19 protein-coding genes are annotated in these 16,486 nt (G+C 69.6%); 13 read left to right on the top strand and 6 right to left on the bottom strand.

Annotated elements, in window-relative coordinates:
• Position 1 precedes the first annotated feature (1 nt).
• From L880_RS0106490 to L880_RS0106530, 9 genes are all read left to right on the top strand, one after another.
• Positions 2-1,558 carry an ammonium transporter gene (locus L880_RS0106490; RefSeq protein WP_027474979.1) on the top strand — a complete coding sequence of 519 codons (1,557 nt, stop codon included), beginning with the start codon at positions 2-4 and terminating at the stop codon, positions 1,556-1,558.
• Positions 1,559-1,736: 178 nt separating this feature from the next.
• A complete protein-coding gene (locus L880_RS0106495) occupies positions 1,737-2,633 on the top strand; it encodes an aldose 1-epimerase (RefSeq protein WP_051443114.1) in 897 nt (298 codons plus the stop codon).
• Complete coding sequence (locus tag L880_RS0106500) at positions 2,630-3,577, top strand: SMP-30/gluconolactonase/LRE family protein (RefSeq protein ID WP_051443115.1); 948 nt, start codon at positions 2,630-2,632, stop codon at positions 3,575-3,577. Before L880_RS0106495 ends, L880_RS0106500 begins: the two co-directional genes overlap by 4 nt.
• Before the next feature lie 155 nt (positions 3,578-3,732).
• Complete coding sequence (gene glcE, locus L880_RS0106505; RefSeq protein WP_027474982.1) at positions 3,733-4,803, top strand: glycolate oxidase subunit GlcE; 1,071 nt, start codon at positions 3,733-3,735, stop codon at positions 4,801-4,803.
• Between the two features lie 32 nt (positions 4,804-4,835).
• Positions 4,836-5,603, top strand: coding sequence for a YoaK family protein (locus tag L880_RS0106510; RefSeq protein ID WP_027474983.1), 768 nt, complete (start codon positions 4,836-4,838; stop codon positions 5,601-5,603).
• Between the two features lie 77 nt (positions 5,604-5,680).
• Positions 5,681-6,910, top strand: coding sequence for a glycolate oxidase subunit GlcF (glcF, locus tag L880_RS0106515; protein ID WP_027474984.1), 1,230 nt, complete (start codon positions 5,681-5,683; stop codon positions 6,908-6,910).
• 57 nt (positions 6,911-6,967) lie between these two features.
• Positions 6,968-8,050 carry a ProQ/FinO family protein gene (locus L880_RS0106520; RefSeq protein WP_027474985.1) on the top strand — a complete coding sequence of 361 codons (1,083 nt, stop codon included), beginning with the start codon at positions 6,968-6,970 and terminating at the stop codon, positions 8,048-8,050.
• Positions 8,051-8,152: 102 nt separating this feature from the next.
• Positions 8,153-8,545: a VOC family protein gene (locus L880_RS0106525; RefSeq protein WP_027474986.1), complete on the top strand. Its 393-nt coding sequence runs from the start codon at positions 8,153-8,155 to the stop codon at positions 8,543-8,545.
• Positions 8,546-8,558: 13 nt separating this feature from the next.
• Positions 8,559-9,047 (top strand): EVE domain-containing protein, encoded by a 489-nt coding sequence (locus L880_RS0106530; RefSeq protein WP_051443116.1) that lies wholly within the window; start codon positions 8,559-8,561, stop codon positions 9,045-9,047.
• A gap of 5 nt (positions 9,048-9,052) precedes the next feature.
• Here L880_RS0106530 and L880_RS0106535 read toward each other — a convergent pair whose 3' ends face one another.
• Positions 9,053-9,592, bottom strand: a complete 540-nt coding sequence (locus L880_RS0106535; RefSeq protein WP_027474988.1) for a cysteine hydrolase family protein — start codon at positions 9,590-9,592, stop codon at positions 9,053-9,055.
• A gap of 104 nt (positions 9,593-9,696) precedes the next feature.
• Between L880_RS0106535 and L880_RS0106540 the strand changes: the two genes are divergently transcribed.
• The 4 genes from L880_RS0106540 to L880_RS0106555 all read left to right on the top strand — a co-directional run bounded on the left by L880_RS0106540 (position 9,697) and on the right by L880_RS0106555 (position 12,833).
• Positions 9,697-10,395 (top strand): helix-turn-helix transcriptional regulator, encoded by a 699-nt coding sequence (locus L880_RS0106540; RefSeq protein ID WP_027474989.1) that lies wholly within the window; start codon positions 9,697-9,699, stop codon positions 10,393-10,395.
• A gap of 103 nt (positions 10,396-10,498) precedes the next feature.
• Positions 10,499-10,888 (top strand): DUF2237 family protein, encoded by a 390-nt coding sequence (locus tag L880_RS0106545; protein ID WP_211245280.1) that lies wholly within the window; start codon positions 10,499-10,501, stop codon positions 10,886-10,888.
• 3 nt (positions 10,889-10,891) lie between these two features.
• Entirely contained in the window at positions 10,892-11,794 is a 903-nt protein-coding gene (locus L880_RS0106550) for an AraC family transcriptional regulator (RefSeq protein WP_342669162.1), read from the top strand.
• Positions 11,795-11,882: 88 nt separating this feature from the next.
• Positions 11,883-12,833, top strand: a complete 951-nt coding sequence (locus L880_RS0106555; protein ID WP_211245281.1) for a DMT family transporter — start codon at positions 11,883-11,885, stop codon at positions 12,831-12,833.
• Positions 12,834-12,837: 4 nt separating this feature from the next.
• Here the strand turns inward: L880_RS0106555 and L880_RS0106560 are convergent, their stop codons facing one another.
• From L880_RS0106560 to lplT, 5 genes are all read right to left on the bottom strand, one after another.
• Complete coding sequence (locus L880_RS0106560) at positions 12,838-13,323, bottom strand: glutathione peroxidase (RefSeq protein ID WP_027474993.1); 486 nt, start codon at positions 13,321-13,323, stop codon at positions 12,838-12,840.
• 149 nt (positions 13,324-13,472) lie between these two features.
• Entirely contained in the window at positions 13,473-14,405 is a 933-nt protein-coding gene (locus L880_RS0106565) for a DMT family transporter (RefSeq protein WP_027474994.1), read from the bottom strand.
• An 8-nt stretch (positions 14,406-14,413) separates the two neighbouring features.
• Positions 14,414-14,686 (bottom strand): type II toxin-antitoxin system RelE/ParE family toxin, encoded by a 273-nt coding sequence (locus L880_RS0106570; protein ID WP_027474995.1) that lies wholly within the window; start codon positions 14,684-14,686, stop codon positions 14,414-14,416.
• Positions 14,683-14,976, bottom strand: coding sequence for a hypothetical protein (locus L880_RS0106575; RefSeq protein WP_019573565.1), 294 nt, complete (start codon positions 14,974-14,976; stop codon positions 14,683-14,685). The genes L880_RS0106570 and L880_RS0106575 overlap by 4 nt, the downstream gene beginning before the upstream one ends.
• Positions 14,977-15,073: 97 nt before the next feature.
• Positions 15,074-16,378 carry a lysophospholipid transporter LplT gene (gene lplT / locus L880_RS0106580; RefSeq protein WP_027474996.1) on the bottom strand — a complete coding sequence of 435 codons (1,305 nt, stop codon included), beginning with the start codon at positions 16,376-16,378 and terminating at the stop codon, positions 15,074-15,076.
• Positions 16,379-16,486 lie beyond the last annotated feature (108 nt).

The raw sequence follows: 16,486 nt of genomic DNA on the forward strand, positions 1-16,486 counted from the left end.
CATGAAAAAGCTATTCGCAACGATTGCACTGGGTTTCAGTCTGATGTTTGCCGGCGGCGCCGTGCTGGCTCAGACCCCCGCAGCGCCTGCTGCCGAAGCACCGGCCGCTGCAGCGCCTGCTGCCGAGGCCAAGGCCGCTGACGCCAAGCCGGCCGATGCCGCAGCGCCTGCTGCCGCTGCCGCCGCACCGGCCGACGCCGCTGCTGCCGCTGCACCGCAGCCGGTTCCCAACAAGGGCGACACCGCCTGGATGATGGTCTCCACCCTGCTGGTGATCCTGATGACCGTGCCCGGCCTGGCCCTGTTCTACGGCGGCCTGGTGCGCAGCAAGAACATGCTGTCCGTGCTGATGCAGGTGATGGTCACGTTCTCGCTGATCGTCGTGCTGTGGTTCATCTACGGCTACAGCCTGGCCTTCACCGAGGGCGGCTCCTTCATCGGCGGCTTCGACCGGCTGTTCATGAAGGGCATCTGGGACAACGCCGCAGGCACTTTCGTGAATGCCGCCACCTTCAGCAAGGGTGTCGTGATTCCTGAAATCGTGTTTGCCGCCTTCCAGGCCACCTTCGCCGGCATCACCTGCACGCTGATCGTGGGCGCCTTCGCTGAGCGCATCAAGTTCTCCGCCGTGCTGATGTTCATGGTGCTGTGGTTCACCTTCAGCTACGCACCGATCGCCCACATGGTCTGGTTCTGGATGGGCCCGGACGCCTACACCGGCAAGGACGTTGTGGATGCCATGAACGGCAAGGCCGGCATGATCTGGCAATGGGGCGCGCTGGACTTCGCCGGCGGTACCGTGGTGCACATCAACGCCGCTGTGGCTGGCCTGGTGGGTGCTTTCATGGTCGGCAAGCGCATCGGCTACGGCAAGGAATCGATGGCGCCTCACAGCCTGACCCTGACCATGGTCGGCGCCTCGCTGCTGTGGGTGGGCTGGTTCGGCTTCAACGCCGGCTCCGCTCTGGAAGCCAACGGTTTCGCCGCCCTGGCCTTCATCAACACCTTTGGTGCCACCGCCGCCGCCGTGCTGGCCTGGTCCGTGGGTGAAGCCCTGCACAAGGGCAAGGCCTCGATGCTGGGTGCTGCTTCTGGTGCCGTCGCCGGCCTGGTGGCCATCACCCCGGCTGCCGGCAACGTCGGTATCGGCGGTGCCCTGGTGATCGGCCTGCTGGCTGGCTTCGTCTGCCTGTGGGGCGTGACCGGTCTGAAGAAGATCCTCGGCGCTGACGACACCCTGGACGTGTTCGGCGTGCACGGCGTGGGCGGCATCCTGGGTGCCATCCTGACCGGCGTGTTCAACTCGCCTTCCCTGGGCGGCCCCGGCTTCGTGGCTGACTGGGTCACGGCCACCGGCATCACCGCTGCTGACTACTCCATCGCTTCCCAAGTCTGGATCCAGACCAAGGCTGTCCTGGTCACCGTGGTCTGGTCGGGCGTGGTCTCGTTCGTGTCCTACAAGGTGGTCGACCTGACCATCGGCCTGCGCGTCAGCGAAGAAGACGAGCGCGAAGGTCTGGACATCACCTCGCACGGCGAAACGGCTTACAACCGTTAAAGGCCATGCCGGAGGGGCCGTAGCTGCCCTGCGACCCCTCCGAGGTTTTTTTCATTGAGAGTCTCCCTTGGATATTGGGCCCGCTTCGGCGGGCCCTTTTTTTTGTGCGGGGCATGGCGGGCCGAGGGCACAATCCGGGGTTCCGTTTTTCGCTGCCTCGGCCGCCAAGGTGAATGCCATGCCCCATGCCCCCGCCCTGATCCTGGACAACACCGCCGCCGGCGGTGATCTGCGTTGTGCGGTGCGCCCCGACCTGGGCGGCTGCCTGGCCGGTCTGTGGTGGCGAGGTGAGCCCGTGCTGCGCCTGCCGCCACCCGAGGGCCTGGCCCAGGCGCGCCAATCCGGCAGCTACCCGCTGGTGCCGTATTCCAACCGCATCGGCCATGCCGTGCTGCACTGGCAGGGCACCGGCCATCCCCTGGTGAACAACAACGCGCCCGAGCCACACGCCATCCACGGCGTGGGCTGGCAGGCCCCGTGGCAGGTGCTGGAGCAGGGCCCCGAGCACCTGCTCATGGCCTTCGAGCATGCCGCCGATGGCGCCTGGCCCTTTGCCTTTGACGCCTCCCAGACCCTGCGCCTGCGCGGCAACACCCTGGAGCTGACGCTCGGCATGACCAACCAGTCGCCCCACCCCGTGCCCGCGGGCCTGGGCTGGCACCCCTGGTTCGTCAAGCGCGCCGGCGCCCACCTGGCCTTCGAGGCCACCGCTCGCTGGGAAATGGGCCCCGACAAGCTGCCCACCCACCGCACCCCATCCACCGGGCTGCACGCCGATGCCAAACTGCTGGACCTGGACCACTGTTTCGAGGGCTGGAGCGGCCTGGTCACCCTGCGCGATCCGGTCATGACCGTGCGCGTTCGCAGCAACACCCCCTACCTGGTGGTGTGCACCCAGCCTCAACGAGACAGCGTGGCCATCGAGCCGGTCAGCCATGCCAACAACGCCATCAACCTGCAGCACGCGCAGGGCCGCGCCCCGGCCGAGCTCGGGGTGCGCACGCTGGCCCCTGGCGAGTCGCTGACCCTGCAGATGAGCATTGAAATCAGCCATGACGAAGGAGACCCCGCATGAGCACCACCCTCCACCTGAACTGGCAGGCCATCAGCCCCGAGCGCAGCAAACTCGGGGAGTCGCCGTTCTGGCACCCGCACGAGCAGATGCTGTACTGGGTCGACATCCCCGGGCGCGAACTGCTGCGCTGCAACGTCTTCACCGGCCACATCGAGCACTGGGCCCTGCCCAGCGAGCCCGGCTGTGTGGCGCCGGCCCGCGCTGGCGGCCTGGTGCTGGCGCTGCGTGATGGCGTGTACCGGGCCCGCGACTGGGGTGGCGCGCTGCAGCGCCTCGCCGGCTTCAGCCACGACCCGCGCACCACCCGCTTCAATGACGGCCGCTGCGACCCGCAGGGCCGCTTCTGGGCCGGCACCATCTATGAGCCCCGCGACCGCCGCCTGGGCGAGCTGTTCAGCGTCGATGCCCGCGAGGGCGGCAAGCCCACGCTGGCCTTGCGGGCCATCAACAACGTGGTGTCCAACGGGCTGGCCTGGTCGCCCGATGGCCGCACCCTGTACTGGGCCGACACCCAGGACCACCGCATCGACGCCTGGACCTTCGACCCCACCAGCGGTGCCCTGCGGCGGCACCGCCTGTTTGCCCAGCTGCCCCCCAAGCCCGAGGGCTTCCGGTCCGACGACATGGCCGCTGCAGCCGCCTATGGCGGCCGCCCTGACGGCGCCGCAGTCGATGTGGAGGGCAACTACTGGAGCGCCCAGTTCGAAGGGGGTCGCCTGCTCAAGTTCTCGCCCGCGGGCGAGCTGCTGGCCGAGGTGCCGCTGCCGGCCCGCTGCCCCACCATGCCCTGCTTCGGGGGCGATGATGGCCGCACCCTGTATGTGACCACCGCGTCCAACGGCCGCCCGGCGGCCGAGGCCGAGCGCTGGCCCGACAACGGCCGTGTGCTCGCGGCCCGGGTCGATGTGCCGGGCCTGCCGGTGAATTTCTTCGCCGAGGGCTGAGCGCCGGCCTGGCTCCAGCCCTGGCGGGTCGGTCGTCCGGGCCCGCCAGGGTGGCCTGAAATTGCCCTGGCTCAATTTTCTGCATGCCGGGCGTTCAAAAAAATCACGGGGCCGCCTATCGCACCGGTCGGGCCCTGGGCGTACCATTTGCGCCCATGGAGACCGCCTTGCAAACCCTCATCGAGCGCATTCGCGCCGCCGCCGCCGCTGCCACGCCCTTGCGCATCCGCGGGGGTGGCACCAAGGATTTCTATGGCCAGAGCCTGCACGGGCAGGTCCTGGACACCCGCAGCCTGTCGGGCATCAGTGCCTACGAACCCAGTGAGCTGGTGATCACCGCCGGTGCCGGCACCCCGCTGGTCGAGCTGGAGGCCGCGCTGGCGGCCCAGGGCCAATGCCTGCCCTTCGAGCCCCCGCATTTCGGCCCCGGCGCCACGGTGGGCGGCATGGTGGCCGCCGGCCTGGCCGGCCCGGCCCGGGCCGCCGTGGGCAATGTGCGTGATTACGTGCTGGGGTTGGAGCTGGTCAACGGCCGCGCCGAGCACCTCACCTTTGGCGGCCAGGTCATGAAGAACGTGGCCGGCTACGACGTCTCGCGCCTGCTGGCGGGCTCGCTGGGCACGCTGGGGCTGATCACCTCGGTCTCGCTCAAGGTGCTGCCGGTACCGGTGGCCGAGGCCACGCTGCGCTTTGAATTCGACGAGCCCACCGCGCTGGCCCGCCTCAATGCCTGGGGGGGCCAGCCCCTGCCCGTGAACGCCTCGTGCTGGCTGGCCGGCGTGCTCCACCTGCGGCTGCGCGGCGCCCAAGCGGCGGTGCAGGCCGCCTGCCAGCGCCTGGGTGGCGAGCTGTTGGCGCCCGAGCCGGCGCAGGCCTTCTGGCAGTCGCTGCGCGAGCAGACCCACCCCTTCTTCCAGCCCCAGGCCGATTTCAGCCTGTGGCGCCTGGCGGTGCCCGACACCGCGGTGCCCCTGCAACTGGGCCCCACCCTGATCGAGTGGGGCGGCGCCCAGCGCTGGCTGCACGCGCCGTCCGAGCAGGCCAAGCGGCTGCGCCACCACGCGGTCAGCGTGGGCGGGCATGCCACCCGCTTTCGTGGGCCCGATGCCGCGCTCGACGTGTTCACGCCCCTGTCGCCCGCACTCGATCGCATCCAGCGCGGCCTCAAGCAGCAGTTCGACCCGGCCGGCGTGTTCGGCCACGGCCGGCTGTACCGCGGCTGGTAAGCCCGCATCAGCGCCTCGACCGCCGCCTGCCCATGCGCCGCCTGCGACACCTCACCGGCCTGCACCGCACCCCGGCCACCAACCGGCTGCTGGGCTTTTTGCTGGCCTTCAATGCCGGCGCCATCAACGCCGGCGGCTTTCTGGTGGTGGGCATGTACACCTCGCACATGTCGGGCTTTGTGTCCATGCTGGCCGACAACCTGGTGCTGGGCAATGTGCTGCTGGTGGCCTCGGCCTGCGGTGCCTTGCTGTCCTTCACGGCGGGTGCGGCCCTGACGGCGGTGCTGGTCAACTGGGGGCGGGTGCATCATCTGCGCAGTGGCTATGCGCTGCCCTTGCTGCTGGAGGCCGTGCTGATGCTGCTGTTCGGCCTGATCGGCAGCACCTTCAATCGCCAGACCCCGTTTGCCGTGCCCTTCACCGTGCTGTTGCTGGCCTTCATCATGGGCCTGCAGAATGCCCTGGTGACCAAGATCTCCTCGGCCCAGATCCGCACCACGCACATGACCGGCATCGTCACCGACCTGGGCATCGAACTGGGCAAGATGCTCTACTGGAACGGTGCCGCCACCGGTGCCACCCCCCAGGTGCGCGCCAACCGTGCGCGGCTCAAGCTGTTTGCCTCGCTGCTGGGCCTGTTCACCGTGGGCGGCATCGTGGGGGCGGCCGGCTTCAAGCACATCGGCTTCATCTGGGTGCTGCCCCTGGCCACGCTGCTGCTGTCCCTGTCGCTGCCGCCGCTGTTGGGCGATCTGCGGCGCCTGGGACGCATGCTCGAACGCGAGCCGGCTGCCGATTGACTCCACCCACCTGACCGACCCGACAGATCCATCCAGGCGGCTGGCCGCCGTGACGCATTTCACCTTCGCTTTCAACCATGCAAACCCATCTCGCCCCCCAGTACCAGGACAGCGCGGCCGGCCGTGAGGCCGAGGCCATTTTGCGCAAATGCGTGCACTGCGGCTTTTGCACCGCCACCTGCCCCACCTACCAGTTGCTGGGCGATGAGCTCGACGGGCCGCGCGGCCGCATCTACCTGATCAAGCAGGTGCTCGAGGGCGAGGCCCCCACCCGCAAGACCCAGATGCACCTGGACCGCTGCCTGACCTGCCGCAACTGCGAAAGCACCTGCCCCAGCGGCGTGCAGTACGGCCACCTGGTGGACATCGGGCGCCAGATCGTGGATGAGCAGGTGCCCCGCCCCGCTTCTGAGAAGGCCGTGCGCTGGCTGCTCAAGGAAGGCCTGCCCTCGCCCTTGTTCGCCCCCGCCCTCAAGCTGGGCCAGATGGTGCGCGGGGCCCTGCCGCCCACGCTGCGTGCCAAGGTGCCGCTGCCCCAGTCGGCGGGCCGCTGGCCCAGCGCCAGCCATGCCCGCAAGGTGCTCACCCTGGCCGGCTGCGTGCAACCGGCCCTGTCGCCCAACATCAACAGCGCCACCGCCCGGGTGCTCGATGCGGCCGGCATCGAATGCGTCACCGCGCCCCAGGCCGGCTGCTGCGGGGCGGTCAAGTTCCACCTCAACGACCAGAGCGGCGGCCTGGGCCAGATGCGCGCCAACATCGACGCCTGGTGGCCCCTGCTCAGCAGCGACCAGGTCGAGGCACTGGTGATCAATGCCTCGGGTTGCGGTGCCACCATCAAGGATTATGGCCACCTGCTGCGTGACGACCCGGCCTACGCCGAGAAGGCCGCCCTGGTGAGTGCCAAGACCCGCGATCTGAGCGAGCTGCTGCCCGATCTGGTGCCCCTGCTCAAGCCGCGCCTGAAAAGCGCCCCCCAGGGCGTGGTGGCCTTCCACCCGCCTTGCACCCTGCAGCACGGCCAGAAGCTGCGCGGCGGCGTCGAGACCCACCTGGGCGAGCTGGGCTTCACCGTGCAGGTGGCGCGCAACGAGGCCCATCTGTGCTGCGGCTCGGCCGGCACGTATTCGGTGCTCAACCCCGACATCGCCTACGAGTTGCGCGACCGCAAGGTGGGCCACCTGGAGGCCCTGCAGCCCGAGGTCATCGTCAGCGCCAACATCGGTTGCATCACCCACCTGCAAAGCGGCACGGCGACGCCGGTCAAGCATTGGGTGGAGGTGCTCGATGAGGCCTTGCAAGCCTGAGCCGGCCAAGGGCTGGCATGATGGCGGGTTTGTCCCTTTTGCGAAATCCGTTCTGTCATGACTGAATCCGTGTCCGAAACCGCTGGCGTACCTCCCTTGGCCGATGCCGCGTCGGCGTTGCCGCAGGCCGCCGCATCCGACGTTCCGACCGGTGCCGTCACCGCGCAGGAACCCGCTGGCGAGGCTGGCACCCCGACCGAGCGCGGCGCGCGACGCGGCCGACGTGGTGGCCGTGGGCGCTCGCGCCCCGAGGGGGGGGAGGGCACGGCCCTTGCCGCCCAGCCGCCAGCCGCTGGCCGCGGTGGTCGTGACGGAGGCCGCCAAAATGGTCGCGATGGTGGCCGTGATGGTGGCCGCCGCCCGCAGCGCCAGCCCGGCGCCGAGCGTGCCGAGCGCAGCGCTGCAGCCCCCCAGTCGCCCAAGCCCGCCCGTCCGGCGCGCAGCCACCCGGTGCTCGATCAACTGGCCGCGCTGTACCCGGCCCTGTTCGGCGAGCAGCCGCTGCCGCTCAAGCGCGGCATCTTCCAGGACCTGCAGGACGCCCACCCCGAGGTGTTCGAGCGCGAAGCCCTGAAGGCCGCGCTGGCCCTGCACACCCGCTCCAGCCGCTACCTGACGGCCGTGGCCGCAGGTCAGCAGCGCCATGACCTGCAGGGCCAGCCGGTCGAGGCCATGGCGCCTGAGCACGTGCACCACGCCTTGCTGGAGGTGTTCCGCCGCCGCCAGCAGCGCCCGGGCGCCGAAGACCTGCGCCCCAAGCTGCGCCGGCGCATCGTGCAGGCCTTCGAGGCCTCGGGCCTGAGCTCCGAAGCCTATGCGGCCCGTGTGATCGGCCGTGACGAAGCCGCCAACGCCGTGCTCGACGAAGCCCTGGCCGAGGCCGCCGAAGCCGCCGCCCGCGACGAGGCCCGCCTGCGCGCCTTCGAAGCCAGCGGCCAGACCGTGCAGGCCTTTGCCGACATGTACGGCTTTGACCCGCGCGACGCCGCCCGCACCGTGGAGCGCGCCCAGCGCCGCCGCCAACTGGCGGCCGATGCCGCTGCCGCTGCTGCTGCCTCCGCAGCGGCCGAGGTGGCCCCGCCTGAGGTGGCTGACGACGTGCCCGCAGCGTCCGAGCTGCCCGAAACCCCCGCCGCCTGAGCCGGCCCGCTGCGGCCCCGCGCCGCAGGCTGCTGACACCCCGTTGTCAGCAGCCCCCCCGCACCATGGCGTCCTTCACCCACTTTCTTGAAGGACAAGACCATGAACACCTCCACTGCCACCCCCAGCCGCCACGCGATCACCTGGTTCGAGATCCCCTGCGCCGAGCTGGACCGCGCCCAGGCCTTCTATCAGGCCGTGCTGGCCCGCCCCATGCACCGCGAAGACTTTGGCGGCGGCCCCATGGCCGTGTTCTGCCACGACAAGCCCGCCCCGGGCGGCTGCCTGGTGGCCGGCCGCCCTGTGGCCCCCGGCGCCGGGGTGCGCCCTTACCTGGATTGCGCCCCCTCGCTGGGCGCGGCCGTGGCCCGTGTGGCGGCGGCCGGCGGCCAGGTGATCGATGCCTGCATCGAGCTGCCGCACGGCATCGGCTTCATCGCCCATGTGCACGATACCGAGGGCAACCTGGTGGGCCTGCACAGCGTGCAGCGCTGAGCCGGGGCACGCCATGCAGGCCTTGTCACTGTTCCCGGACGATCCCTCGCCACCGACCCGCCCGCCGCGCCACTGGATGGCCGTGGCCAGCGCCGAGCATGCCCGCCGCGGGCGCGACCAGGCCCCGCAGGGCTTCATGCAGGTCTGCCACGGCAAGCGCGGCCCGCTGGCGCGCCTGCAGCCCGGTGACTGGGTGGCCTATTACGCGCCCAGCACCCGCATGGGCGGCTCCGACCGGCTGCAAAGCCTGGTCTCGATCGGCCGGGTGGCGCCAGGGCTGCCTTATGCCTTCGACATGGGCGGCGGCTTTGTGCCCTTCCGGCGCGATGTGCACTACCTGCAACAAGCCCGCGAAGTGCCCATTCATCCCTTGCTGGACCACTTCGAGTTCGTCGAAGACCGCCAGCGCTGGGGGGCGCGGTTCCGCTTCGGCCTGTTCGAGCTCAGCGCCCACGACATGGGCCTGATCGCCCGCGCCATGGGCGTGGCGGGGCCGGTCTGAGCCCTTCAGGCCGAAAAGTCGATGTCGGCGCTGGCCAGCACCCGCACCCGGGGCCCGAAGCTGGTGATCTGGCTCAGCGTGATGTTGTGGTGCGTCACCACCTGCTCCGCGCTCAGCGCGGCATTGCCGGCCGAGCCATGGCCATCGGCCGGCAGCGTCACCGGGTAGCCCAGGGCCAGGGCGCGCCGGGCCGTGGTGTCCACGCAGAACTCGGTGTGCATGCCGCACAGCACCAGGGCCTCGATGCCCAGCGCGTCCAGGCGCAGCTTGAGCCCGGTGCCATGGAACGAGTCGGCGGTGCTCTTGCCCACCCGCAGGTCCAGCGCGGTGGTGTGCAGCCCGTCGGCCAGCTGCCAGCCGCGCGAGCCGTGCGCCAGGGGGCTGCCCGGGCTTTCGTGCTGCACGAACAGCACCGGCACCCCGGCCTGCCGGGCCCGCGCCGTCAGAGCGTTGATGCGATCGATCAGGGCCGGGGCCTGCCAGACGGCGCCTTCGCCCTCGCACAGGGCTTGTTGCACATCGATCACGATCAGGGCGGTTTTCATGGGGGCGCTTCCGGGCAGGGATGGAACTGGCATCATCGCCGATCCGGGGCCCGGCCCGCCTGGCCCTGATCCTCCGCCCCTGTCAACCGACTCCACCCACACCCATGCGCCGCGCCGACCGCCTGTTCCACATCGTCCAGCTGATCCGCGGGCGCCGCCTCAGCACGGCCGCCTTCCTGGCCGAGCGGCTGGAGGTGTCCGAGCGCACCATCTACCGCGACGTGGCCGACCTGCAGCACCAGGGCGTGCCCATCGAGGGCGAGGCCGGCGTGGGCTACCGCATGGGCGCGGGCTTTGAGTTGCCGCCCCTGATGTTCACCCAGGCCGAGGCCGGGGCCCTGCTGGCGGCGGTGCGTCTGGCCCAGGCCTGGTTCGACCCGGCGCTGGCGCGCGAGGCCGAGCAGGCCCTGGGCAAGATCCTGTCGGTGCTGCCGGCCGGCGCCCGCGCAGCGGCCGAGTCGCAGGCCGTCTACGCCCCCACCCTGGGGCAGGACCCCCAGGTGCAGCAGCACCTGCAGCAACTGCGCGAGGCGGCCCAGACGCGCCACAAGGTGCGGCTGCGCTACCACGCGCTGTCGGACGAGCACAGCGAGCGCACGCTGCGCCCCCTGGGCTGCTTTTTCTGGGGCCAGGTCTGGACGCTGGCGGCCTGGTGCGAAACCCGGCAGGCCTTCCGCAGCTTCCGGCTGGACCGGATGACGCAGCTCGAACGCCTGGACGAGCGCTTTCGCGATGAAGCCGGCAAGACCCTGGCCGACCTGCTGCGCGAGGTGGGGGCGCAGGCCCGCCGCGCGCGCGCCTGATGCACTTGGGGCAGGCGGGGTTTTTGTTCATATTTCACAAAGTGCAAAGCAGCTTGTCGCACACTGAGGGCTTTGCAATCTGGCGCCCTGGCGCAGTTTCCCCATGACCACCTTGTCTCCTGCGAAAAACGTGCTGGGCACGGAGCTGATGGCCTGCTCCTACGACCCCTTGACCGGTTATTTCCGTGACGGCTGCTGCCAGACCGACGCCAGCGATGCCGGCAGCCACCTGATCTGTGCCCGTGTGACGGCCGACTTCCTGGCCTTCTCGCTGAGCGTGGGCAATGACCTCAGCACCCCCCGCCCCGAATACCGATTCACCGGGCTCAAGCCGGGCGACCGCTGGTGCCTGTGCGCGCTGCGCTGGCGCGAGGCACTGGAGGCCGGCGTGGCCCCGCCCGTGGTGCTGGAGGCCACCCATGAAAGCGCGCTGCAGTTCGTCACCCTCGAATCGCTGCAGCAGCACGCCTGGCGCCAGTCCAGCCGGTCCTGAGCCTTGTCCAACCCGCCTGCCTCCATGGTCGATGCCGGCCTGCTGGATCGCCCCAGTGGCGTGCCGCAGGCCTTTGACTCGCCGCGCGACCGCGCCCTGTACCGGCGTGTGCCGCACCGGGCCGGGGTGGAGTTGTACCGGGCCGAGATCGTGGACCACGCTTTCGCCCCGCATGCCCACGATGCCTTTGGCATCGGCGCCGTCGAGTGGGGGGTGGAGCGCTTTCGCTACCGTGGCAGCGATCACCTGGCCGGCCCGGGTTCGCTGGTGTTGATGGACGACGACGAGCTGCACACCGGCCGGGCCGACACGGCCCAGGGCTGGCGCTACCGCATGGTCTACCTCGATGCCCCGCTGCTGGCCGAGCTGTGTGGCCAGCCCGTGCAGCGCTTTGCCCAGCCTGCGGTGGACGACCCGGCCCTGGGCCAGCGCGTCACCGCCGCGCTCGATGGGCTGTGGGCCTGCGCCGACCAGCCGCTGGCCTTTGACAGCCTGCTGGCCACGCTGGCCAGCGAACTGGTGCAGCGCCACGGCCGGGGCCGGGCGGCTGAGGCCCCAACGGCCGGCCTGGCGCCGCCGGTGCTGGCGCGGGTGCGTGATTACCTCGAGGCCCATCTGCACCAGACCTTGCGGCTGGAAGACCTGGCCCGCGAGGCCGGGCTGTCGCCCTTTCATTTTCTGCGCCGCTTCCGGCAAAGCACCGGCCACACGCCCCAGGTCTTCCTGCAGGCCCGCCGAGGCGCCCGCGCCAAGGCCTTGCTGGCCCAGGGCGAGGCGCCGGCCGAGGTGGCGGCCAGCGTGGGGCTGGTGGACCAGTCGCACCTGAACCGGCTGATGCGCCGCCTGTACGGCATCACGCCCGGGGCCTACCAGCGGCAACTGGGCCGGGTGCCATTGCGTTCCTGAAAGGCGCAATCCGGTACAAGACCGGTCAGCCCCCCTGGGGCACACTGCAGGCCTCCTCCACCCCCGAAGTCACCCGCTTTCACGTTCCATGGCCGCAGCAGATCTGTTCCGAGGGGTGGCCTATGCCCTGGCCGCCGGCCTCATGTGGGGGCTGGTGTTCGTGGCCCCGGCCCTGCTGCCCGACTACCCGCCGGCCGCCCTGGCCTTCGGGCGCTACATCGCCTTTGGCGGCGTGGCCTTGCTGCTGGCCTGGCCCGACCGCAGCCGCCTGGCGGCGCTGCGCCGGGCTGACTGGGTGGAGGCCTTCAAGCTCTCCCTGGTGGGCAACATCCTGTACTACCTGTTCCTGTCGGCCGGCATCCAGGCGGCGGGCGTGCCCCTGGCCAGCGTGCTGATCGGCACCCTGCCGGTGGTGATCGCGGTGTGCGCCAACTGGCACGACCGCTCACTGCCCTGGGCCCGGCTGATGCCCTCGCTGGGCCTGATCGCGGGCGGCATTGCCTGCGTCAACCAGTCGGAGATGGCCCGCCTGGGCGGGGGCGAGGGCCACGCCTACGGGCTGGGCGCCGCCCTCACCGTGGTGGCGGTGGCCGCCTGGACCTGGTACCCCATCCGCAACGCCCGCTGGCTCAAGGCGCACCCAGGCCTGTCGGCCACCACCTGGACCACCGCGCAAGGCCTGACCACGCTGCCGCTGGCGGCGCTGGGCTGGCTGCTCTGGGGCCTGTGGCAGGGTCGCCTGCCTGGGCACAGTTGGTGGATGGGCCTGGGCGCGCAGCCAGGGCGCTTTGTGTTGCTGATGCTGGCCATGGGCCTGTTTGCCTCCTGGGCCGGCACCCTGGCCTGGAGCCGCGCCAGCAAGCTGCTGCCCACCTCGCTGACCGGCCAGCTGATCGTGTTCGAGACCCTGTCGGCCCTGGCCTACGGCTTTCTGCACCGCGGCCAGTGGCCCGGCTGGCTCACCGGGGCCGGCATCGGCTTGCTGATGGGCGGGGTGATGATGGGCGTGCGGGCGTTCCAGCGGCCCGCGCCGCACTGAGGCCCTAGGCCGCCAGGGCCTGTTCAATGTCGCCCGCCAGCTTGGCGGGGGCATCCTGCGGTGCGTAGCGGCGGAGCACGCGGCCATCCTTGCCCACCAGGAACTTGGTGAAATTCCACTTGATCATCTTGCTGCCCAGCAGGCCCGGGGCTTCGGCGGTCAGCCAGCGGTACAGCGGGTGGGCGTCGGCGCCGTTGACCTCGATCTTGCTCATCATCGGAAAGCTCACGCCGTAGTTGAGCTGGCAGAAGCTGGCGATCTGCTCGTCGCTGCCCGGGTCCTGGTGGCCGAACTGGTTGCACGGAAAGCCCAGCACCACCAGGCCGCGCGCGCCGTAGCTCTGGTGCAGCGCCTCCAGCCCGGCAAACTGCGGCGTGAAACCACAGGCGCTGGCGGTGTTCACGATCAGCAGCACCTGCCCCTCGAATTGTTTCAAGGGCACGGTCTGGCCGTCGATCTGCTGGGCTTCGAAATCGTAAACGCTGGGCATGCAGGGCTCCGCTGGATGGTTGTGGGGTGGGCCATGCTAACGAGGAGGCAGAAGCCACACCGTCAGAAGTGCGACATTCCGGGCACCCGGCCACGGCGTCGGCACCACCGGGCGGGAGGGGCGGGGCCGGCGTGGGGCCAGGTTGGGATTCAGTGGCCGGATCCGTCTGCGTCGGCACCCGGCGTCAGCGCCTGCCAGGCCGCCGCCGCCAAGATCAAGGCGCCGCCCAGCCACACCCGCAGCGGCAGTTCGGCCGCCCCCAGCAGCACCGAAGAGGCGCTGGCAAACAGCACCTCCGACAGCATCACCAGCGAGGTGGTGCTGGCCGCCAGGCGCGAGGCGCCGTACTGCAGGGCCACATTGCCCAGCAGGTAGGCCAGGCTCAGGCCCGCAGCCAGCAGCAGCCAGCCGGGCGCCGCAGCGGGCAGGGGGCTGATGTGGCCCTGGGCCACCCCCAGCGCCGCCGTGGCACACGAGAGCACCGAGCCGCCGCCGAACATGGCCAGCACCCGCGATTCGGCCGGGGCGCCGCTGTTGCGCTTGAGCAGCACATTGGTCAGGGCAAAACTCGCGCCACCGCCCAGGGCCAGCCAGTCGGCCATCGATTCGGGCACCGGCCAGTCCACGCCCGGCGCCTTCAGCACCACCGCCACCCCGGCCAGGGCCAAGGCCATGCGCAGCAGCGAGGCCAGGCGCGGGCGCTCGCCCAGCAGCCACCACGCCAGCAGGGCGGACCACACCGGCATCAGGTAGAACAGCAGCACCACGCGCACCACATCGCCCACCGTCACGGCCCAGTTGAAGCACACATTGGTCATGCCCGCCCCCAGCGACAGCAGCCACAGCCCGCGGTGGCGCAGCAGCCCGCCGAGTGCCCCGGGCTTCAGTGCCAGGGTCACCGACAGCGAGAGCAGATAGATCAGGGCCGTGGCCCACAGCGGGTGCAAGCCGGCCTGCTCCAGCTGGCGCAGCGGCCACCACGACACGCCCCAGACGAAGGCGTTGAACATCAGGGCCAGCACGCAGGGCAGGGCTTGCAGAGGGGCGTGGTTCAGGGGGCTGTGCAGGGCAGGTCGGTTCATGGGCTGGGTCAGGGCCAGTGGCGGGCCGTGTGCACCAGGGCCAGAATCCAGACCGTGTCGCTGTGCACCTCGTAGACCAGGCGGTAGTTTTCGTGGGGGATCAATTCACGCGTGCCCGGTATCTTGCCCGACTTGCCCAGCAGCGGGTGTTCGGCCAGTCGGTCAGCCCACTGGGCAAAGAACTCATCCATGCGGATGGCCGCCAGCGGGTTGTCCTGGCCGATGTGCTCAATGATGTTGTTCCGGTCCTGTTCGGCGGAAGAGGTCCAGAAGACCCTCATGTGCCAGCGCGCCCGGCTCTGGCCTGCAAGGCAGCTCGCCGCGCCGCAAACCGGGCTTCCACTTCACTGGCGGGATGGTACTGGCCTGTGCGCACCTGCTCTCTGGCCGTGGTGACTTTGTCATGCAGATAGGTCTCGTACTCGCGCGTCTGTTGCTGACGTTGTACAAATCCTTGCACCAAGTCTTGCAGGATCTGTTCGGCCGGCTGATGGCTTGCTTTGGCCGCTGCGATGAAAGCATCACGCAGTGCTGGCTCCAGTTTCAGGGTCAGTTCAGCGTTCTTGGGCATGAGGTGGCTCCCGCTGTTGAGGCAGTGCAGCAGGTTATACACCGACCCTGCGATCCTCTTGTCGCCGTTCGCTTCATCGCCATGCTCGGGCAGAAGATCAATGCCCCTGATCGTTGCGTGCCAGGGTGATCAGCTCGTGAAGCTCGTCGGCGTGCTGCACGCAGTTGTGTTGGTGCCAGCGCTTGATCAGCCACATGGCCACCGCCACCACCAGACCGAAGGCGGTGATGGCGCCGAAGGCCGACAGGCCGAACTTGGTCGACAGGCTGTAGAAGGCGCCCAGGGCCAGGATGCAGGCCTGTTCGTTGAAGTTCTGCACCGCAATCGAGCGGCCCGCGCCCATCAGGTTGTGGCCGCGGTGCTGCAGCAGCGCATTCATGGGCACCACCAGGAAGCCACCCAGGCCCCCCAGCAGGATCAGGAAGGGCGCAGCCAGCCACACGTTGTCGATGAAATTCATCAGCACGACCAGCACGCCCATGGCGATGCCCAGGGGCATGACGCGGGTGGCGTGCTCCAGGCGCATGCGCATCGAGGCCACCACGGCTCCCACCGCCGTGCCGATGGCCACCACCCCGACCAGGGACGAGGCCTGGGTGGTGCTGTAGCCCAGGGCGGCGGCGCTCCAGGCCAGCACGATGTAGCGCAGGTTGCCGCTGACACCCCAGAACAAGGTGGTGGTGGCCAGCGAGATCTGGCCCAGCCGGTCGTGCCACAGGCGCGAGTTGCAGGTCCAGAAATCAGGCACCAGGTTCAAGGCGTTGCGCAGCACGCTCTGCTCGGGGTTCTGGCGCAGCGGGCGCATGGTCACGCCGGTGTGCGGGATGCGGGTGTTGAACCAGGCGGCCAGTGCGTAGACGAAGATCAGCACGAAGATGGCGGCCTCGGGCGGCGTGTCCACCCCGGTCTCGAACACCGGGAAGTCAAACGACAGCAGCAGGCCCGACACCGAATGCCCCACCAATTGGCCACCCACCAGCACGCCCAGGATGATGGAGGCGATCGTCAGCCCCTCGATCCAGCCATTGGCCTTGACCAGTTGCGAGGCCGGCAGCAGCTCGGTGAGGATGCCGTACTTGGCCGGAGAGTAGGCCGCCGCGCCCAGACCGATCACGGCGTAGGCCATCAGCGGGTGGGTGCCGAACAGCATCAGCAGACAACCCAGCACCTTGATGGCATTGCTGATGAACATCACCTTGCCCTTGGGTTGGGCGTCGGCGAAGGCCCCGACAAAGGGGGCCAGGATCACGTAGAACAGGGCGAACATGGGCACCAGGGCCGCGCGCTGCCACTCGGGGGCGCCTTCGCTCTTGAGCAGTTCAACCGCAGCCACGAATATGGCGTTGTCGGCCAGCGAGCTGAAAAACTGCGCCGACATGATGGTGTAGAAACCGCGCTTCATGGAGTGGCTGATTCGTGCATCAGCAAAACTGATACTTTTGTAATGTTGAACGGCGCCTCGAAAAGGCAAACGGTTATATCACGTGCCCCCCGGGCTGAAATGCCAAAA

The sequence above is a fragment of the Curvibacter gracilis ATCC BAA-807 genome, from assembly GCF_000518645.1.
Classification (GTDB): Bacteria; Pseudomonadota; Gammaproteobacteria; order Burkholderiales; family Burkholderiaceae_C; genus Curvibacter; species Curvibacter gracilis.

Coding starts and splice junctions, on each gene's coding strand:
- L880_RS0106520 (WP_027474985.1), top strand. CDS start 6,968: ATGACTGAATCCGTGTCCGAAACCGCTGGCGTACCTCCCTTGGCCGAT.
- L880_RS0106555 (WP_211245281.1), top strand. CDS start 11,883: ATGGCCGCAGCAGATCTGTTCCGAGGGGTGGCCTATGCCCTGGCCGCC.
- L880_RS0106540 (WP_027474989.1), top strand. CDS start 9,697: ATGCGCCGCGCCGACCGCCTGTTCCACATCGTCCAGCTGATCCGCGGG.
- L880_RS0106565 (WP_027474994.1), bottom strand. CDS start 14,405: ATGAACCGACCTGCCCTGCACAGCCCCCTGAACCACGCCCCTCTGCAA.
- L880_RS0106545 (WP_211245280.1), top strand. CDS start 10,499: ATGACCACCTTGTCTCCTGCGAAAAACGTGCTGGGCACGGAGCTGATG.
- L880_RS0106510 (WP_027474983.1), top strand. CDS start 4,836: ATGCGCCGCCTGCGACACCTCACCGGCCTGCACCGCACCCCGGCCACC.
- L880_RS0106535 (WP_027474988.1), bottom strand. CDS start 9,592: ATGAAAACCGCCCTGATCGTGATCGATGTGCAACAAGCCCTGTGCGAG.
- L880_RS0106560 (WP_027474993.1), bottom strand. CDS start 13,323: ATGCCCAGCGTTTACGATTTCGAAGCCCAGCAGATCGACGGCCAGACC.
- glcF (WP_027474984.1), top strand. CDS start 5,681: ATGCAAACCCATCTCGCCCCCCAGTACCAGGACAGCGCGGCCGGCCGT.
- L880_RS0106500 (WP_051443115.1), top strand. CDS start 2,630: ATGAGCACCACCCTCCACCTGAACTGGCAGGCCATCAGCCCCGAGCGC.
- L880_RS0106575 (WP_019573565.1), bottom strand. CDS start 14,976: ATGCCCAAGAACGCTGAACTGACCCTGAAACTGGAGCCAGCACTGCGT.
- L880_RS0106570 (WP_027474995.1), bottom strand. CDS start 14,686: ATGAGGGTCTTCTGGACCTCTTCCGCCGAACAGGACCGGAACAACATC.
- glcE (WP_027474982.1), top strand. CDS start 3,733: ATGGAGACCGCCTTGCAAACCCTCATCGAGCGCATTCGCGCCGCCGCC.
- L880_RS0106495 (WP_051443114.1), top strand. CDS start 1,737: ATGCCCCATGCCCCCGCCCTGATCCTGGACAACACCGCCGCCGGCGGT.
- L880_RS0106530 (WP_051443116.1), top strand. CDS start 8,559: ATGCAGGCCTTGTCACTGTTCCCGGACGATCCCTCGCCACCGACCCGC.
- L880_RS0106490 (WP_027474979.1), top strand. CDS start 2: ATGAAAAAGCTATTCGCAACGATTGCACTGGGTTTCAGTCTGATGTTT.
- L880_RS0106525 (WP_027474986.1), top strand. CDS start 8,153: ATGAACACCTCCACTGCCACCCCCAGCCGCCACGCGATCACCTGGTTC.
- lplT (WP_027474996.1), bottom strand. CDS start 16,378: ATGAAGCGCGGTTTCTACACCATCATGTCGGCGCAGTTTTTCAGCTCG.